This is a genomic window from Acinetobacter sp. V116_7, from assembly GCF_056735735.1.
The window spans coordinates 171963-190596 of sequence record NZ_JBWZIF010000026.1 but is presented as its reverse complement, the minus strand read 5'-3'; the positions used below and the strand labels follow the sequence as shown (position 1 = coordinate 190596).

Below are 18634 nucleotides of genomic sequence, written 5' to 3'. Positions count from 1 at the left end.
TGATCATAACGTAAGCTTAAATTTAGTGACTACAGACAAATAACGCTCATAGTGTCAAAAAGGATACTGTAAAATGGCAAAACTACGACATATAAGTTTTGATTGCTCTCCAGGTTGTTCAGTGGAGGCGGCCATTAGTTTGATTGACGGAAAGTGGAAATGCGTCATTCTTTGGCATTTATTTAATGAAGGCACCTTACGGTTTAATGAAATTCGAAAGCGTGTTCCAAGCATTACTCAAAGAATGCTGACAAATCAGTTACGTGAGTTAGAGCAAGACGGAATTATTCATCGGGAAGTTTATCCTCAGGTCCCACCTAAAGTGGAATATTGCCTGACCGAATTAGGGCAAAGTCTTGAGCAAATTTTATTTGCTTTAAAACTGTGGGGTGATGCCCATATCGACCGATTTGGAAAGTTGACGCTTGTTAAGGATGGTCAGAACTCTTAACTATCTTTGAGTGACAACATTGCAATTTGCACCGTGAAATACCGATATTTTGGGTCTTGCGATCTTATCGGGCATTATTTTTCTGATGTAACTTGCGTTTTCTGGTCAGCTTATGCAACTCTAATAAAAGAGATTAATAGGTTTTGCTATGGACAATATGGGAATTTGGGTTACCGTTATCATTGTTCTTTTCGTACTAGGCTCCATTTTTGGTTTAAGAGTGAGTCCACGTGAAAAGGCACTTGGTATTATGCGTGATAAAGCCCGAAAAATAGGGTTACATCCACGTGTAATTGTTGCACCTGAATGGACACATGTCCCAATGGCTACTGAAAAACGTGCCAGCATGGTTGCTTATTATAGTGTATTGATTCCTGATGCCCGTTTATCTTTAATGCGTGCTCGTGTTATAGACGGCAAGTTAAAAGTGGTTCAGGGCGATGAGAAATTTAATGATTCTCCCATTGCATTAAAAGGGATTTATGCTATTGATATGCAGGCAAACTGTGTAGGGCTTTATTGGGATGAGGAATCGGACCTAAGAGCAACACAATTAGATGAGATGAAGGCTTATCTGTTGACCTTGGCTAAAGCCTGATTTTTAAATTTATTGGTATAGGAATAACATTTTATATGGCGAATACCTCGCGCTCTGCATCTCAAAGCACAGCATCTACTGCACCTGCTGCACATAAACGTGCCTTAGTGATTGTGGAGTCGCCTGCCAAAGCGAAAACCATCAATAAATATTTGGGTTCGCAATTCATTGTAAAGTCTTCTGTAGGTCACGTACGTGACTTGCCAACAGGTGGCAGTAAATCAACAGAGAAAAAGCCGGCTGCCCGGACTAAACTCACCGAAGCCGAAAAAGAACAAAAAGCTAGTCAGGCTTTAGTTAATCGTATGGGCGTTGATCCTGAGCATGGTTGGGAAGCTCATTACGAAGTTCTGCCTGGTAAAGAAAATGTTGTAGCTGAACTCAAAAAACTCGCCAAAGATGCCGATGCAATCTATCTCGCAACGGACTTGGATAGAGAAGGGGAAGCTATTGCTTGGCACCTAAGAGAAGTGATTGGTGGCGATGATAGCCGTTATCACCGCGTGGTATTTAACGAAATTACTAAAAATGCCATTCAAGAAGCATTTAAACAGCCAACACGTCTAGATTTAAACCGTGTAAATGCTCAGCAAGCACGCCGTTTCTTAGACCGTGTCGTGGGCTTTATGGTTTCGCCATTACTTTGGGAAAAAATTGCCCGTGGTTTATCAGCTGGACGTGTGCAGTCAGTAGCAGTGAAACTGGTTGTAGAACGTGAGCGAGAAATTCGTGCTTTTATTCCAGAAGAATATTGGCAAGTTTTTGCAGATACTCAAGCGAAAAAAGATGACATTCGTCTTGAAGCATTTAGACAGGCTGGTAAAACCCTTAAACTGAAAAATAAAGCTGAAACTGATGCTTTATTAGATGTTTTAAAAGGTGCTGAATATAAAGTTGCACAGCGTGAAGATAAACCAACTAAGGTTAATCCAAGTGCACCTTATATTACTTCAACTCTGCAACAGGCTGCGAGTACACGTTTAGGCTTTTCTGTGAAGAAAACCATGATGTTAGCTCAGCGTTTATATGAAGCTGGTTTTATTACCTATATGCGTACTGACTCAACTTTCTTGAGTGATGATGCAGTAAGCATGGTACGTGCCCATATTGAAAGCCAATATGGTGAAAAATATTTACCGGCAAAGCCAAACCGCTATGGGAACAAAGCGGGTGCTCAAGAAGCCCATGAAGCGATTCGTCCGTCAAATGTTGCACTTACAGGTGATCAGCTTGCGGGTGTAGAGCGTGATGCTCAGCGTCTCTATGATTTGATCTGGCGTCAGTTTGTTGCGTGTCAAATGACACCAGCAGAATATTTGTCTTCTACGTTGATTGTTGAAGCAGCGAATGTTGAGCTAAAGGCGAAAGGCCGTACGCTTGTATTTGAAGGTTTCACTAAAGTACGTGGCGCGAATAAGTCAGATGACGATATTATTTTACCTGCTATTAAAGTAGGCGAAATTTTAAAGTTAGAAAAGTTAGATCCAAGTCAGCACTTTACTAAACCACCTGCACGTTTTACTGAAGCATCTTTAGTTAAAGAGCTTGAAAAACGTAGTATTGGTCGTCCTTCGACTTATGCAGCGATTATTTCTACTATTCAGGAACGTGGTTACGTTAAGTTAGAAAACCGTCGTCTTTTCGCCGAAAAAATGGGTGAGATTGTGACGGATCGTCTTGATGAAAGTTTTAATAACTTGATGAACTATGCGTTTACGGCAGACCTTGAAGGACAGCTTGATAAAGTTGCAACAGGCGAGCGTAACTGGAAAGAGTTACTCGATACTTTCTACGGCGACTTTAAGAAACGTCTTACCAATGCTCAAGGCGAGCATGGCATGCGCCGTAACCAACCAGTTGAAGTACCAGCTGTACATTGCCCTGAATGCTCACGTCCAATGCAAATTCGTACGGGTACAACAGGTGTATTCTTAGGATGTTCTGGCTATAACTTGCCGCCTAAAGAGCGTTGTAAGGGTACATTGAACTTAACACCTGTTGAGTCTTTGGCTGCACTATCTGATGATGATGGTGCTGAAACTGCTGACTTGATGTCAAAGCATCGCTGTGCAAAATGTGGCACTGCCATGGACAGCTATGTGATTGATGGTGGTCGTAAATTACACGTATGTGGTAATAACCCTGACTGCGATGGTTTTGAGCTTGAAGAAGGTGAGTTCAAGATTAAGGGTTATGATGGGCCAACGATCCCATGTGATAAATGTGATGGTGAAATGCAGCTTAAGACTGGTCGTTTTGGCCCGTATTTCGCTTGTACAAGCTGTGACAATACCCGTAAGGTCTTGAAAAGTGGTCAACCTGCACCTCCACGTGTAGAACCGATCAAGATGGAACATTTACGTTCAGCGAAACATGATGACTTCTTTGTGTTGCGTGACGGTGCAGCTGGCTTATTCTTGGCAGCGAGTAAATTCCCGAAAATTCGTGAAACACGTGCACCAAAAGTTGCAGAGTTACGTAGTGTGGCAGCTCAGCTTGATCCAAAATATCAATTTATTTTACAAGCGCCAGATGTAGACCCTGAAGGTAATCCAACAATTGTGAAATTCAGTCGTAAGAATCAATCACAATATGTCGGTTCAGAAACCCCAGAAGGTAAACAAACTAAATGGAGTCTAGTTTACCAAGATGGTAAATGGGTTGAGGGCTAATCAAGTCCAACATAAAAAATGCTAGCTCAGCTAGCATTTTTTATGTCTAAAACAATAAAAGAAAATTTTAATTTTATGGGGAATAAGAATGTGGAAAAACATTCGGGTTTTATGTTTATTAATTATTTTATTGATTGTTGCTGTTCAAGCATGGCGAGATCAAAATCAAGATTGGAATCGGCCAGTTGTGGTTGTTTTGCATCCTATTAATACAGATGGTTTAGAGACAACACAGGCCTATATTCATCAGTTGAAAAATGAAGATTTTTGGGCAATTAATAACTATTTAAGTGAGTGGTCACAGCATTATCGCGGGCAATCAGTAAACTTTATAATTCGCTTAGGACAACAGTTGCAGCAACGACCACCCGAGGTTCCTCAAAATGCCAATATTTTGCAGGTTATGTGGTGGAGCTTAAAATTTCGTTTCTATGCATGGCGACAAAAACAACCTGAAGACAGTGGAGCATCACTTAAACTTTATTTAAATTATTATGATCCTAACTACCAAAAAGTCTTAATCCATTCAACTGCTTTAGAAAAAGGTCGTATTGGTAGTGTGAATTTATTTGCGACCAAGACACAAGCTTCACAAAATCAGGTTGTGATTGTTCATGAGCTATTACATGGCTTTGGGGCACAAGACAAATATGATTTAAAAACAGGACAACCTATTTACCCTTTAGGTTATGCTCAACCTGAAAAAGTGCCTCTATATCCACAAACTAATGCCGAAATCATGGGTGGTCGAACGCCTTTGTCTGAGCAGAGCAATAAAATGCCGAATGGCTTACATGAAACAATAATAGGTTTACCTACAGCTCAAGAAATTGGCTGGGTGAAATAAAACTGTGGATAAATACTGCTTTATCCACATCAATTGTTAAGAAACGATGCAGATTTTATACAGACAAAAAATGTGAAGTGCATCACTATTATTAGGTAGATGAAATTCTAATACCTGATAATAAGAGTAGCCATGATCATGATGAAAACTGTAGGTAATGATTTAGTACGTAATCAGTTACATGCTGACCGTAAATGGTATTTGATATTGGGCTTTGTGCTTATTGGTTTTGGCCTGATTTTATTTAGTTCATTACCATTTGCGACCTTTTCTGTCGTTTTTTTATTTGGAATACTCATGATGGTCGGCGGTGTTTTGCATCTCGTTGCAGCTATGAGTGTTTTTAAAGGCGCAAGCCGATGGTTATGGGCACTATTTGGTGTGCTTTATTTAATGGCTGGTTATTATGCGTTTTCTACTCCAGTCACTACAGCAGTGGTGCTGACAAGCCTATTATCTATAGCGCTGATCATTGCTGGTGCTATACGTACCATAAATGCAATTTTACTTAAGCCAATTACTGGATGGCGCTGGACCCTGTTTTCAGGGTTATTGACGCTCGCTACAGGTATTTTAATTTTAGTTTCTAAAGATTCACCTTTTTGGGTATTAGGAATGTTCCTTGCTATTGATATTTTATTTCAGGGAATTAACTTTCTAGGTTTGGCTTCAGCCATTAAACATCTTCCTTCTAGTTCAAAAACAGTATCTTAAAAAATAATATTCGACCAAAGAGCACTTTAAGTGCTCTTTTTGTTTTTAGGATAGGCAGACCCATCTGTTGCCTCGGTCTGTTAAACTATGTCTTGGTGTTTTAGCGATATGTGTTATGAGTCTTGCAAAATTAATTAATGAACTAAATGCTCAGCAAAAAAAAGCAGCCACTACGTCTGCGCAAAACTGTTTAGTTTTGGCGGGCGCTGGTTGTGGCAAGACTAAAACTATTGTTGCTCGTGCAGCTTATTTAATTGATCAAGGCTTGCCAGCGAACCAAATCCAGATTTTAACGTTCACGCGCCGTGCTGCGAGTGAAATTGTTGCGAGAGTAGAACAACATGTGGGAGCACAGGCAAAGGGTCTGCGAGCTTCAACTTTTCATACTTTTTGTATGTATTTACTACGCCGTAACCCACAAGCTTTTGGGTTAAATCAATTTAGTATTATTGATCGTGATGATCAGTTGCTCATGTTTCGCTTATTAAGAGGTAAAGATAAAGATAACGTCTTGCCCAAAGCCGCAGAGCTGTGCGATTTATATTCTTATGCGAGAAATACTCAAACAAAGCTTTCTGAAGCATTAATCAAACAGCTTCCAGATGCATATGAGCATAAGACTCAAATTGCAGATTTAATGAAAACCTATGAGCAGCGTAAACGAGAGCGTAATTTTTTAGATTACGACGATATTTTGTCAATTGTGGCTGTTCATTTACAAAATTCAGAAGCTTTAACGAATTGGGTAGCAGGTTTTTGTCAGGCATTGCTAGTTGATGAAATGCAAGATACCAATCCTTTGCAATGGGCTTTATTGCAACCATTGATTGGCAAAGTGAAGTTATTTTGTGTTGGAGATGATGCCCAGTCGATTTATGGTTTCCGCGGTGCAGATTTTGAAAATATCCATTCTTTTAAAGAGCGGATACCTGACGCAGTTATTCATACACTGGATTTAAATTATCGTTCGACTCAAGAAATCTTAGATTTATCAAACTGGTTGTTGGCACACAGTCCAATTGATTATCAAAAACAGCTGCAAGCACATCGTGGGCAAGGGCAAAAGCCTCAGCTGCACCTATTTGGTAATGAGTATGAAGAAGCAAACTGGATTGCACAGGACTTAATAACGCGACATCAGCAAGGTGCAAGCTGGTACGACCATATGGTTTTGGTCCGTTCTGGCTATAGTGCACGATATCTGGAAGGGGCTTTCATTGCTGCTGAAGTACCTTATCGTTTTATTGGTGGGGTAAAACTTCTTGAATCTGCACACGTGAAAGACGTGCTTAGCTTGCTACGCATTGTGAGCAATCCTCAAGATGATTTGGCGTGGATGCGTTTTTTAACCTTGTGGGATGGTATTGGTGATGTTGGTGCAAGTAAGCTCGCGCAAGAGTTGATGGGAATTGTTGACGTTGAAGAGCGCTGCAATCGTTTAGAACGTCATGGGAAAGTCCCTTTACAAGCAATTTTAATTTTAAAACAGCTAGATGTATTACAGCAGCATGTTGAAGCAAGTATTGGCTTGGCACTCGATGCTTTAGGTGAACAGCTAGAGCAAAATTATAAAACTAAAGATTGGTCTCGCCGATTAAAAGACTTTGATTTAGTCAAACAACTTGCACGTAAACATGCATCTTTAGGTGAGTTCCTCGAAGAATATGTTCTTGAACCTATTTCAGTTTCTGAAATTGAGAAAGCTGCTGATCAGGATTTAGTGACTTTAATTACGATTCATTCCGCTAAAGGTGCTGAACAGAAAGTCTGCTATGTACCTCATGTATCACCTAATCAATATCCTTATGCAAGGGCACAGGGCGATTTTGATGATGTCGAGGAAGAGCGCCGCGTATTGTATGTTGCATTAACACGTGCAGAGAATGAATTAATTTTGACCAAGCAAAATCTCAATACATGGTCAGAAGACAATTATGACGAACAAGGTCGTAAAATCGAAAGTTATTTCCTAAATGACCTTCCTGCACATTTGGTTCAGGCAAAGATTCATAGGCAAGTACCTCAGCCATTTGCTAAAAAGCAATGGAACCGTTCACCTGCAGTAAATTTAGGTTTTGGTATCGATCTGGATTAAACTACTGTATAAGACACTGTGATTACTTAAATATATTGGCTACTCCCTTTAATTGCCAATTAAGGTTAGAAAATGAAGATATTAGTTCGTAATTTAGATCGTGCTGTGAGTGAAGCTGAAATTTTAGAGTTATTCAAAGCATTTGGTAAAGTTGAAACGTGTGTTCTTGTTACTGATAAAGACACAGGCAAATCAAAAGGTTTTGGTTTTGTTGAAATGCCTAACCCACGTGAAGCAATTAAGGCCATTAAAGGCTTAAATCTGCTTAAAGTTAAAGGTAATGGAATTCGCGTTAAAGCAGCTGAAGAATAAGTCTTTAGTGTGAAAAGACAGTTTTTAGCTCTTTCGATTGTAACGCCAAATGGCACTCGTATCGCTGAAGGTATCAAAACACTTGAAGTGCGTTCATGGGTACCTACAAAACTGCCAATCAAAGATCTATTAATTGTCGAGAACCAAAAAATTTTGGTTAAAGATACAGATGAAGAAGAGGGAGTTGCTGTCGCTTTGGTTGATGTCGACTCTATTCATGCTTGGCGAAATGATGAAATTGAACCAGCATGTGCAACTGCTTGGGACGAAGGGTATTTTGCTTGGGTTTTAAGTAATATTCGTCCTATAAAGCAGCCACTAAAAGTTTTAGCGAAACGTAAAATTTATCAAGTTGAGCTGGATTTACCATAAATAACGTTGATTTTATTAATGGAGTCGTTAAGCTAAAGAATAGCTGTTGCAATAGCGATTTTAGAACAGGAAAGTTTAGTTATGTCACGTGTTGCTCGTTATCATGCCGATCGTACCAATCAGAAGCTCTATTTTGCGCGCTTAGCGTGTCAACAGGCAGAACAGACCGATCATGTGCAGCAGATACAAGCTTACCGTGAAGCAGCTGTATTTCATTTACATGGCGCAATGTTAGCTTTCTTACAAGAACTCGTACGTTATTACCGTTTAAATGAATTGCAACCCACTTTAAAATCTATTGAAGAACATATGGCGGCAAAAGGACAAGTTTCTCCAGAAGTGTCCGTTTTGCAACAATTGGCGAAAGATGGTTTTGTTGCAGAGCTCAAACGAGCTTACCGTATGTGTCAATATGCACCAGAACCTAAAGAGCCGACCCCAGAAGAAGAAACTTCTTCTAATCTCATTATCAAAGTAACTCAAGGTCCTCAATCTTGGTTGCCAGATGTTAAGATTTTGCGTGAATGGCATCGTGAATTAAGCCATTTAATTGATGGTTTTCGTAATGAAATGGTCGAGTTCTAAAATTAAACTGCCCGAACGCTTGAAATTTAATCCGGGTGTGCCTATATAAATAAGACAAGAGATGCAAAGTGCAAGGGTGCTTTGCCACCATGTTGAAACATGGAGGAAATATATGTCTATACAGCAATTGAAAGAGTTATTTGGAAATCAAGAAGCCGTTTTGGAATTAGTCCAACTCGAAGGTGGCGAACTCGCCTTGCGTAATGCAGGTTCTGAGAATGAACCCTTGGTTAAAATTCAATTTAGCGATGAAGTAAAAGCAATCTTGGGTGAGCAAACTCCAGTTGTTGCTCAGCATATGATTCAGGCTGCACTATTTGGACTGCTTGAAAAGCAGGTAAATGAATGGCAGGCTGAGGTACTAGACGAACAGCCTAAATTCTTAAGTTAAAAAAAGCGTACTCTTGAGTACGCTTTTTTTATGGGTTAATGAATAGTTGACTGATGGGCAAGCTCGATCTGATTTAATATATGATGGCTCATATTCTTTGCCATTTCCTCTTTGGCATAGAACACTTCACCAATATTCTCATCTCTGATTACCGCGGCTTCTTCTTTACTTTCTGCGCAAATTAATACCTGAATTTGAGGGTTTAATTGCTTAGCGATCGCCACAATACGGTGAATATCTAAAATATCCATAGGTGAGATCACCAAGAGTCTTGCATGCATGATGTGTGCTTGAATTAAAACACCTGGTTCGGTTGCAACACCACTCACAGCAGCAATATTCGACTGACGTAGCTTTTCTACGATTTCACGATTCTCTTCAGCAATAACGACTTTAATATTTTCATTAATTAAATTTTCAGTAATACGTCGTCCCACACCACCATATCCAACAATGACAACCTGATCGCGTAAGTAAGCCTGATCAACTTCATCGGGTAACATGGCTAATGGGTCACCACTACGTTCAAGAAGTCGGGCTAAGTGAGAGCGCTCGCGAATCCAGCGTTGTACAGGTTCAATGGCAGAGAATATAAAAGAGTTCAGCGTTATCGAAAATAAAGCCCCAGCTAAAATCAGATTTTGTGCTTCTAAGCTTAATAAGCCTAATGAGACGCCGAGAGTCGCTAAAATAAATGAGAATTCACCAATTTGGGCCAAACTCGCACCAACTGTAAGCGCTGTATTAATTGGATAGCGAAAGAATAAAACCAAAGCCATTGCAGCAAGTGTTTTACCTATCATAATAATTGCGATAACGGCCAAAATATGGAGTGGACGTTCAACAAGAATATGTGGATCAAACAGCATACCCACAGAAACAAAAAACAGAATTGAGAAAATTTCACGTAGTGGAAGTGTTTCTTCTTCTGCGCGGTGGCTAAAGTCTGATTCTTTAACAACCATCCCTGCAAAGAAAGCCCCTAATGCCATTGAAACCCCAAAAATGGCATAAGACCCGTAAGCAATTGAAACAGCAGCTGCAACAACCGTAAGGGTGAATAACTCTCTTGAACCTAAACGAGCAACAAACTGCATAATAATAGGAACGACACGTTTACCTACAATCAGCATAAAGGCAATAAAGCCAATTACTTTTAATAAAGTGAGTCCAAGGGTTAACCAGATATTACCATCTGCACCTTCTGGTGCTTTCCCGCCGAGTAAAACTGCTGTAGCTGGAAGGAGTACTAAAACAAGTACCATCACTAAATCTTCGACTAACAGCCAACCTACAGCAATTTTGCCGTTGACTGAGTCTAAAAGACCTCGGTCTCCTAAAGCTTTTAATAATACAACAGTACTCGCACACGACAGGCTTAAGCCAAAAACGAGTGCCGAACCAAAGCTCCATCCCCAGAGCATGGATACCCCAACCCCTAATAAGGTAGCGACCGCAATTTGTAAAATCGCGCCTGGTACAGCAATACGTCGAACCAGCAGCAAGTCATTTAATGAAAAGTGCATTCCTACACCAAACATCAGGAACATGACCCCGAGTTCTGCAAGCTGATTAGCAAGATGAATATCTGCTTCTATGCCAGGTGTATTTGGGCTAATAATAATTCCGGCAATTAAATAGCCGATAAGAGGGGGAAGTCGTAATCGGGCTGCAAGATAACCAAAAAAGAGGGCAACACCGAAACCAACAGCAAGTAAAACAATTAAATCTACGTCATGCGGCACTAAAAACTCCTTTTACGTGAGTTAGGCTAAAGACAAGCATAAAAAATGCCAAGGCGAAATATGTGGAAAGTTTAACAAAAAAAAGCTAGCTATAAAAAAAATGCAAAAAAAAACGACTTCATTGTGAAGTCGTTTTTTTTCGAGGCTAAAATTATTTGATTTTAGCTTCTTTGAAAATCACGTGTTGACGGATTTTTGGATCAAATTTTTTGATTTCCATTTTTTCCGGCATAGTACGTTTGTTTTTAGTCGTGGTATAGAAATAACCTGTACCAGCTGTAGAAACGAGACGAATCTTATCACGCATTGTTCAGACTCCTTAGATCTTTTGACCTTGAGCACGAAGGTCTGCAACAACCTTTTCGATACCCAATTTGTCAATAATACGCATACCTTTAGTGGTTAAACGAAGACGTACAAAACGTTTTTCGCTTTCTAACCAGAAACGGTGGTGGTGCAGGTTCGGCTCGAACCGGCGCTTGGTTTTGTTGTTGGCGTGTGAGACGTTGTTACCAACGACTGGACGCTTGCCGGTAACTTGGCAAACCTTAGACATGGTGTAACTCCATTGATTCAGCCAACAGCAAATCTGTGGCCAGTCATACTAAATGTAAACGGATGAATTCATTCAAGGGGCGTTTTATACCAAAAATACGATTAAAAGACAAGCGGAATTGGTAAAAACGAGGCATGATTTAGTATAACAGATCATGCCTTGATCAGTTAGCGCAACAAGGTTTTCGAAATGAAACGATGAATGGGCTTATTGAACGGTGGAAGAATGTATTTAAGGCTATAAAGTTTTGGATTAGACATCACCGAACGTTCATGAGAAAGGCTAAAAAAGCCCTCTGGTCCGTGATATTTACCCATACCTGATGCACCAATTCCCCCAAACGGTAAATCATCTTGAGCCACATGGGTAATCACCATGTTGATTCCGAAATGCCCTGAATGGGTATGCTGTGCAATATAGTCAGCACGTGCCTGATCATAGTCAAAATAATACATCGCTAAAGGACGTGGGCGACTATTAATGAATTCGACGACTTCTTCTATTTGGTCATATTCTAAAATTGGTAGGATCGGACCAAAAATTTCATTTTGCATAATATCCATTGCAGTCGTTACGCCTGTAACTAAAGTCGGTGCAATTTTACGGACATCATCTAAAATTTCATTTTGTGGATTAATTTCAACAATACGAGCACCTTGATCGCGGGCATTTTCAAGATAGCCCTGAATGCGGTTGTATTGCTTATCATTAATAATAGACGTGTAATCTTGATTGTTGCGGAAATGCGGATACATGCCAGCCACAATCAATTTAAAGTTTTCGATGAACTCGGCAGTTTTCCCGCGTGGTAAGAAAATATGGTCAGGTGCAACACACGTTTGACCCGCGTTCCATAATTTACCTACAGCAATACGTTGAGCCACATCTTTCATATCCATAGATGCATGCACAAGGGCAGGAGATTTTCCACCTAATTCAAGAATAACAGGAACCAGGTTTTGAGCTGCGGCTGCCATCACTGTTTTACCAACAGAAGTTGAGCCTGTGAAAATCATTTTGTCAAAAGGCAAATGACTAAAAGCATCTGAAATAACGCCGCCACCATTTACTACAGCAACTAATTCTTGTGGGAACGCTTCTGCTAATGCACTTTCAAGAACTCGTCCAAAGTTAGGAGAGGCACTCGAAATTTTGATCATGGCATGGTTGCCCGCTGCCAGTGCACAAATTAATGGCCCAACTGAAAGAAGTAATGGGTAATTCCATGGTGTAATAATACCAATTACACCCATAGGTTGATATTGTACCCAACCTTTTGCTGGCTGATGTAATACACTGATATGGCGTTTTGAAGGTTTCATCCACGCTGTCAGATGTTTACTGTAATATTTGATTTGTTCCAAACTGGTGAGTAGCTCACCAATTTTTGTTTCCATAACTGCACGATTGCCATAATCAAGGTTAATTGCGTCGGCAATCTGATCTTGATATTTTACCAAGACTCTTTTAAGACGAGCTAAACGATCAATACGCTCTTTAGCAGTGGGTACCGGATGACGTAAATAAGCGAGCTTTTGTTGTTCAAGCAAATCATGTAAATGCTTAACATCATAAGGAAGCTGAGTCTCTGGATTTGTTTTTGTTTGACTGTTCATCGGTACTTACCAAATACATTGATATATTTATTTTTTAGAGTAAATACTCTAAATAGTCAAGTCAGTTTATGTGTTCAAGTCTTAACCATGTGAATTATTAAAGGTTATTAAAATGTCTCAACCTAAAGCTCTGAAGACAAAAGACCGGATTTTACAAATCAGTTTGCAGCTTTTTAACGAGCGAGGTGAACGGTCAGTTACAACCAATCATATTGCTGCGGAGTTGGGTATCAGTCCCGGAAACTTGTATTATCATTTTCGGAATAAGCATGAAATCATTAAGGAATTAATGTATCAATATCAGGCCGAGACATTGGAAATGCTTTCTTTACCTGACGATAGACCATTAACGACCAATGATAAAATTAACTATTTTCAGGTGCTCAGCGGCCAATTATGGAGCTACCGTTTTATTCATCGTGATGTTTATCATTTAGTTGAAAGTAACGAAGACTTTAAAAAGATTTATCCGCGTTTTGCTGGGCAGGTGATGCAGCAGGGGCAAAAGATTTATCAAGCCTTTGTAGATGCAGGTCTTATGAAAATGACGGCATCGGAAATTGAAGCCCTCATTATTAACCTCTGGATTGTATTAACAAACTGGACAAACTTTTTGTATATGTCTGGTCATATTAGTGACAATAACCATTTAGAAGAAAAATGGGTTTGGCAAGCATTACGCCAAATGGTTTTCCTTGAAGGTCCTTATCTTATGGGAGAAAGCCGAGCAACTTATGAGCAGCTGCTTGAATCTCTTGGCCCTTCAGATCTATTTGCTAGCTTATCGTCCTTAAAAGACGAATAGTTGTGCTTGTTTATTTAGGGCGCTAGAATACTCGGCCTATTAAAAGATTTATCTCAATTAAGTGATATTAACCAAATGAATATGACCACTGCCAATACAGCCCGTTTACTGATTACTTGTGAAGACAAGCCAGGGATCGTACAAGCGGTATCGAGCTTTTTGTATCACCAAGGTGCAAACATTACCGCGCTTGATCAGTATGCGACGGAAGCTCAGGGCGGACGTTATTTCATGCGTGTTGAATTTGAACTTGATCATTTACAGTCGCGTAAAGATGCATTAATTCAAACTTTTGCTGCGAACGTTGCTGAGCGTTACGGCATGCAATGGCGTCTTGCTTTCGTAAACGATGTTAAAAAAGTTGGTATTTTAGTTTCTAAAGTTGACCATGCATTGCTTGAGTTGTTATGGCGTCATGCACGTGGTTCGTTACCTTGTGAAATTACTCATGTCATTTCTAATCATGAAGACTTACGTGAATCTGTTGAAAACTTCGGTATTCCATTTACTGTAATTAAAGTTACTAAAGACAATAAAGCTGAAGCTTATGCGCAAATTGATGAAATGATGCAAGGCAATGATTTATTAGTTCTTGCACGTTATATGCAGATTTTAAGCGAAGATTTTGTTGCGAAATGGGAAATGAAAATCATCAATATTCATCATTCTTTCTTGCCAGCTTTCGTGGGTGCCAATCCATATAAGCAAGCTTATGAAAAAGGTGTGAAGTTGATTGGTGCGACAGCTCACTATGTGACAGCTGACCTTGACCAAGGCCCAATTATTGAGCAAGACGTTGAGCGTGTGAGCCACGACTATAATGTTGAGCAATTACGTGAGCTAGGTGAAGATGTAGAGCGTAATGTATTGGCTCGTGCAGTGAAATGGCATTTAGAAGATCGTATTATTGTTGATGGTAATAAGACCGTTGTTTTTTAAATAACGGTTATTTTAAAAAGCACGCTTCTTGCGTGTTTTTTTATATTTAAAATAAAATTGAAATAATATAACATATCAATAATAAGTGAGATTATCATAAAAATAGATCTGTTCATGGTGTAAATAGCCCAGCTATTTAAGTTTGGCTAAACAAATTGTGAACATGGGGGTCTATTGATGTAACTATGAGAAAACTAAAGTAAAGACACTCAGCAAGCATAAAGCTATGGCACAGAGTAAATGTTTTTCTCAAAAAATAGTTGCAAATGAAAACACTTCTCATTTATTATTGTGGCACTTTATTGTTCTATCCGATGTTTGAAATCGTTTCTATAAATAGAAATCTGAAATCATCATCCATTAGGTAATTAGATTCTTATGAGTCAATCTTCCGCAGCCTTAAACGCTCCCAATCCGATGAAAAAGAAAGTCATCACAGCACTAATTGCAGTTGCAATTGGTCATATCGGGGTCTTATGGGCAGTTAGCCATATTAAGCCTGCTGAATTAAAGCCAATCGATAAGAAACCTTTACAGGTACGTTTCGTAAAAATTCAAGAGCAACCTAAACCACTACCTCCTAAACCAAAGGAACCACCTAAAAAGCCGGAACCGAAGAAAGAGGTAAAAGAAGTTAAAGTTGTTGAAAAGCCTGTGACACCACCGAAAAAAGTGGAAAAAATTCAACAGGTGAAAAAAGCTGAAACACCAAAAGAAACAGTAAAGACAGAACCTAAAGTTGAAACCAAAGTGGTGACAACGACTGTTTCTGAAAAAGTCGTTGAAAAACCAAAGCCAGTAGTACAAGAAGCACCTAAAGCTCAACCCGCTCCAGATCCATCACCAAAACGAGTTTCAATTGGTGGTTCGGGTGTACAGTGGAGTCGTTCACCACGTTTAACAGTTTCTTCAAAAGATTTACAAGGCGAAGCACGCTCTGTCATGGTACTGATTGAAGCCGATGAAAAAGGCAAGATTATTAATGTACGAGTGACGAGAAGTAGTGGTATTCCAAGTCTAGATGACAAAGTTGTCCGTGCTGTTCGCGGTGCGAAATTTAAACCTTATATGGAAAATGGTGTTGCTTATCCAATTAAAGCAGAGCAACCCTTTGATTTAACCCCTTAAATGAATTTGAGTCCCAACGGCTAACCTTAATCAGGAGTTCATATGAACTTTTCAATCTATTGGCAACATGCAGATGCAGTGAGTAAAACCCTGTATTTCATCTTATTGGCAATGTCGATTGCTACCTGGACAGTTTTCATCTTACGTTTGATGGGGACTCGCCAATTAAAGCAACAAGCTTATGCTCAACTTTCTCAGGCTATCACTTCGCTAAAAGCAAAGTTACAACCTTTAAGTTTTGAGCAGCGTAAAGCGGTTGCGGAGCAGGCTCTACTTCGTCAAATTTCTGCTGAAAAAGTCAATGCTGAAAAAGGTATTTCTGTTTTAGGAACAATTGCTTCAATTGCACCATTCGTTGGTTTGTTTGGTACTGTATGGGGTATTTTCCATGCACTTGTTGCAGTCGGTAAAAGTGGACAAGCAGGTTTGGCTCAAGTGGCTACACCAGTAGGTGAAGCGCTTATTATGACGGGCCTTGGTCTTGCAGTTGCGATTCCTGCGGTATTGGCATATAACATTTGTGTACGTGCTAACCGTGGTCTTGCTCATGATTTACAAGATCAAGCGCACAGCTTATTAATTGATACGATGTTGCAGCAAGACTCAACTATAAAGTCTGATGTTAAAACTGCACAGCAAAGTTATGTTGGAGGTCAAGCTTAATGGCTTTTCAATTGGGTGAAGACCACGATAGTGGCATAAATGAGATGAACCTCATTCCGCTAATCGACATTATGTTGGTGTTAATGATCATCTTTTTGGTCACAGCAACAGTTGCCAACCCATCGATTCCATTAACGCTTCCTAAAACAACTGCTGAAATTATTGATCCACCACCAAAAGCAATTACGATTAGTATTAATGCAAATGGTGAAGTGGCTTGGGATACTCAAGTAATTAGCCTTGATGAGCTTCAAAAACGTTTTCAAGAAGCAGGTCAAGGTGATGTTAAACCAACAGTTCAGCTTCGTGCAGATAAAGAGTCGAAGTACGATACTGTTGCACAGGTAATGTCTCGCGCCAGTGAAGCCGGACTGAGCGATATTGCCTTTGTCAGTGAAAACTAAAATTTAGTTTACCTAATAAAAAAAGCAACCAAATCGGTTGCTTTTTTATTACTCTAATTTATTGATTTTTCATAAGATGCTGGAATTTACTATAGAGCTTGAGCAACTTAGGTGGAATCGCAAAGTTGCAATAACCTTGTGAAGGATTCTTTGCATAGTAATTCTGATGATATTCTTCGGCTGGATAGAACGTCGGAACCGGAGACAACTCAGTCACAATATCAAGATCATCATCTTTTAACGTTTGAATCGTATGTTCAGCAGCCTGCTTTTGCTCTTCATTATAGTAATAAATAACAGAGCGGTATTGCGTGCCGATATCATTACCTTGGCGATTTAAAGTCGTTGGGTCGTGAGTCGCGAAGAATACATCGAGTAACTGGGAGTATGTTACTTGCTCTTCATCAAAATCAACCAAGATCACCTCAGCGTGCTGGGTATCTCCTTGACATACTTGCTCGTAGGTAGGGTTAGTCGTGTGCCCACCTGCGTAACCACTAGTTACTTTTTCTACACCGCGTATTTGTAAAAATACAGCTTCGACGCACCAAAAACAGCCGCCGCCAAATAATGCCTGTTGCATTGTTTTTCCCTCTATTTCCTGCCTATTACAATAGGGTTTATGTATTTAAAATACAAAGTAAAGCATGTATAAAAAAGTAAAGAAAAGTGCATTACTTATTTCATTTAGCTTTAGGTAAACCTTGTCGAACGATTTGAGAGAAGTGTTCACTACTCTGATCTGAAAGCTGTTCAAAATTTTCAGTACGTGGATTGATATGTGCAATTTGATACCACTGTTTTAAACTGACATTTTGATTAAGAGCTTTAAGATCATATAAATAATTAGGTAAATAACCTGAAGCGATTAGACGATAATCTTTAGGAAGTTGATATGGGTTAATCGCTTGAACCATATCAAAAATTAGAGTTGTACAGTTACTGGTGAGCGTATTGTACCACTCTGGTTTTGTACGTAACTCATCTGATTTTTTAAGATATTCTAAAAATAAAGCTTTTTGCTCAGATCGTGGCATGTTGATAGGAAAATTATAAACTTGCTCTTTGCGGATGTTGCTACGCGTATAGACAATATCTTTTTCATCAGAAGCAATTAAGCTCAGTTCATATTTTCTAAAAAAACCACCGATTGCCGAAAACTCTTCAGTTTTTTCTTTGCGAATCTCGATTGAGAAGACTAAAGGTTGTTGATGTGCAAATTCGAAGCTGACCAGTGTATGGGCAATTTGTGGTCCCATCCAGTAAGAGGCAATGATGTTTATGCCATTCAACTGGTTAAGATCAAAAGTTCGAGTTTCCCAACGAACATCATAAGTTCCATCGGGATGCCAATTGAAGTTACGGACATTATGTAAAGTGATTACATCGCCGTGCTTTTCATAGCTCAGCATATTGGCAACTTCTGGGTTCCAGTCACGGTCTTGACGTGCAGTAATCGAAAAATACCAAACGAGAGAGCAGGCAAATGCTAAAAGGTAAATCAGGATGTCTGTACGTCTGCTAACAAGATGGCCTTCGACATATAAGCCCGCCATACTCAGCGCAAAAGCAATCCAGATGCCAATGAGTATGCGGCTGCCTAACCAGCCAAAAGGCTGTTGAACCCAGAGCGCTACACATACCCAAATACTAGAGAACACAATAAACAGCGTGAATAGACTATGTAACAGCCCAAAAAGTAGAGCAATAATAAATTCACGTGTTCCGATATTGTGCATAG

21 protein-coding genes are annotated in these 18634 nt (G+C 39.6%); 15 read left to right on the top strand and 6 right to left on the bottom strand.

Features of this window, described 5'->3' with window-relative positions; genetic code table 11:
• The first annotated feature begins 73 nt into the window (after positions 1-73).
• The 10 genes from AC1PJP_RS12020 (at position 74) to AC1PJP_RS11975 (ending at position 9037) form a co-directional block, all read left to right on the top strand.
• Positions 74-451 (top strand): winged helix-turn-helix transcriptional regulator, encoded by a 378-nt coding sequence (locus AC1PJP_RS12020; protein WP_479767025.1) that lies wholly within the window; start codon positions 74-76, stop codon positions 449-451.
• Between the two features lie 148 nt (positions 452-599).
• Positions 600-1049, top strand: coding sequence for a hypothetical protein (locus AC1PJP_RS12015; protein WP_004794821.1), 450 nt, complete (start codon positions 600-602; stop codon positions 1047-1049).
• A gap of 35 nt (positions 1050-1084) precedes the next feature.
• Positions 1085-3721 carry a type I DNA topoisomerase gene (gene topA / locus AC1PJP_RS12010; protein ID WP_013199013.1) on the top strand — a complete coding sequence of 879 codons (2637 nt, stop codon included), beginning with the start codon at positions 1085-1087 and terminating at the stop codon, positions 3719-3721.
• An 88-nt stretch (positions 3722-3809) separates the two neighbouring features.
• Positions 3810-4568 (top strand): hypothetical protein, encoded by a 759-nt coding sequence (locus AC1PJP_RS12005; RefSeq protein ID WP_416685164.1) that lies wholly within the window; start codon positions 3810-3812, stop codon positions 4566-4568.
• Between the two features lie 132 nt (positions 4569-4700).
• Positions 4701-5282, top strand: coding sequence for an HdeD family acid-resistance protein (locus tag AC1PJP_RS12000; RefSeq protein WP_416685162.1), 582 nt, complete (start codon positions 4701-4703; stop codon positions 5280-5282).
• Positions 5283-5397: 115 nt separating this feature from the next.
• Entirely contained in the window at positions 5398-7377 is a 1980-nt protein-coding gene (locus tag AC1PJP_RS11995; protein ID WP_479767024.1) for an ATP-dependent helicase, read from the top strand.
• Between the two features lie 72 nt (positions 7378-7449).
• On the top strand, positions 7450-7689 hold the full coding sequence (locus tag AC1PJP_RS11990) for an RNA recognition motif domain-containing protein (protein ID WP_192835806.1): 240 nt from the start codon (positions 7450-7452) through the stop codon (positions 7687-7689).
• Positions 7690-7698: 9 nt separating this feature from the next.
• Positions 7699-8061: an ASCH domain-containing protein gene (locus AC1PJP_RS11985; RefSeq protein ID WP_479767023.1), complete on the top strand. Its 363-nt coding sequence runs from the start codon at positions 7699-7701 to the stop codon at positions 8059-8061.
• Positions 8062-8142: 81 nt separating this feature from the next.
• Positions 8143-8646, top strand: coding sequence for a DUF6586 family protein (locus AC1PJP_RS11980; protein WP_004794811.1), 504 nt, complete (start codon positions 8143-8145; stop codon positions 8644-8646).
• Positions 8647-8758: 112 nt separating this feature from the next.
• Positions 8759-9037: a hypothetical protein gene (locus tag AC1PJP_RS11975; RefSeq protein ID WP_002114792.1), complete on the top strand. Its 279-nt coding sequence runs from the start codon at positions 8759-8761 to the stop codon at positions 9035-9037.
• A 35-nt stretch (positions 9038-9072) separates the two neighbouring features.
• On the opposite strand, the gene AC1PJP_RS11970 is transcribed toward AC1PJP_RS11975, so the two are convergent.
• From AC1PJP_RS11970 to AC1PJP_RS11955, 4 genes are all read right to left on the bottom strand, one after another.
• The gene (locus AC1PJP_RS11970) at positions 9073-10782 is read right to left on the bottom strand and encodes a cation:proton antiporter (protein WP_013199008.1); all 1710 of its coding nucleotides are present in this window, start codon (positions 10780-10782) and stop codon (positions 9073-9075) included.
• Between the two features lie 151 nt (positions 10783-10933).
• A complete protein-coding gene (gene rpmG, locus AC1PJP_RS11965; protein WP_003654787.1) occupies positions 10934-11089 on the bottom strand; it encodes a 50S ribosomal protein L33 in 156 nt (51 codons plus the stop codon).
• Between the two features lie 12 nt (positions 11090-11101).
• Entirely contained in the window at positions 11102-11338 is a 237-nt protein-coding gene (rpmB, locus tag AC1PJP_RS11960; protein WP_000048256.1) for a 50S ribosomal protein L28, read from the bottom strand.
• Positions 11339-11505: 167 nt separating this feature from the next.
• On the bottom strand, positions 11506-12954 hold the full coding sequence (locus AC1PJP_RS11955) for a coniferyl aldehyde dehydrogenase (RefSeq protein ID WP_009393251.1): 1449 nt from the start codon (positions 12952-12954) through the stop codon (positions 11506-11508).
• Between the two features lie 112 nt (positions 12955-13066).
• On the opposite strand from AC1PJP_RS11955, the gene AC1PJP_RS11950 reads away from it, so the two are divergent.
• The 5 genes from AC1PJP_RS11950 to AC1PJP_RS11930 all read left to right on the top strand — a co-directional run bounded on the left by AC1PJP_RS11950 (position 13067) and on the right by AC1PJP_RS11930 (position 16893).
• Complete coding sequence (locus AC1PJP_RS11950; RefSeq protein WP_479767022.1) at positions 13067-13759, top strand: TetR/AcrR family transcriptional regulator; 693 nt, start codon at positions 13067-13069, stop codon at positions 13757-13759.
• A 75-nt stretch (positions 13760-13834) separates the two neighbouring features.
• Complete coding sequence (purU, locus tag AC1PJP_RS11945) at positions 13835-14698, top strand: formyltetrahydrofolate deformylase (RefSeq protein ID WP_004794803.1); 864 nt, start codon at positions 13835-13837, stop codon at positions 14696-14698.
• A 378-nt stretch (positions 14699-15076) separates the two neighbouring features.
• Positions 15077-15826: an energy transducer TonB gene (locus AC1PJP_RS11940; protein ID WP_013199006.1), complete on the top strand. Its 750-nt coding sequence runs from the start codon at positions 15077-15079 to the stop codon at positions 15824-15826.
• A 42-nt stretch (positions 15827-15868) separates the two neighbouring features.
• Positions 15869-16489, top strand: coding sequence for a MotA/TolQ/ExbB proton channel family protein (locus AC1PJP_RS11935; RefSeq protein ID WP_479767021.1), 621 nt, complete (start codon positions 15869-15871; stop codon positions 16487-16489).
• On the top strand, positions 16489-16893 hold the full coding sequence (locus AC1PJP_RS11930; protein ID WP_003654800.1) for an ExbD/TolR family protein: 405 nt from the start codon (positions 16489-16491) through the stop codon (positions 16891-16893). The genes AC1PJP_RS11935 and AC1PJP_RS11930 overlap by 1 nt, the downstream gene beginning before the upstream one ends.
• 58 nt (positions 16894-16951) lie before the next feature.
• On the opposite strand, the gene msrA is transcribed toward AC1PJP_RS11930, so the two are convergent.
• Both msrA and AC1PJP_RS11920 read right to left on the bottom strand, forming a co-directional pair.
• Positions 16952-17476 carry a peptide-methionine (S)-S-oxide reductase MsrA gene (gene msrA / locus AC1PJP_RS11925; RefSeq protein ID WP_479767020.1) on the bottom strand — a complete coding sequence of 175 codons (525 nt, stop codon included), beginning with the start codon at positions 17474-17476 and terminating at the stop codon, positions 16952-16954.
• Between the two features lie 100 nt (positions 17477-17576).
• Positions 17577-18632: an Lnb N-terminal periplasmic domain-containing protein gene (locus AC1PJP_RS11920; RefSeq protein WP_151766730.1), complete on the bottom strand. Its 1056-nt coding sequence runs from the start codon at positions 18630-18632 to the stop codon at positions 17577-17579.
• Between the last annotated feature and the right edge of the window lie 2 nt (positions 18633-18634).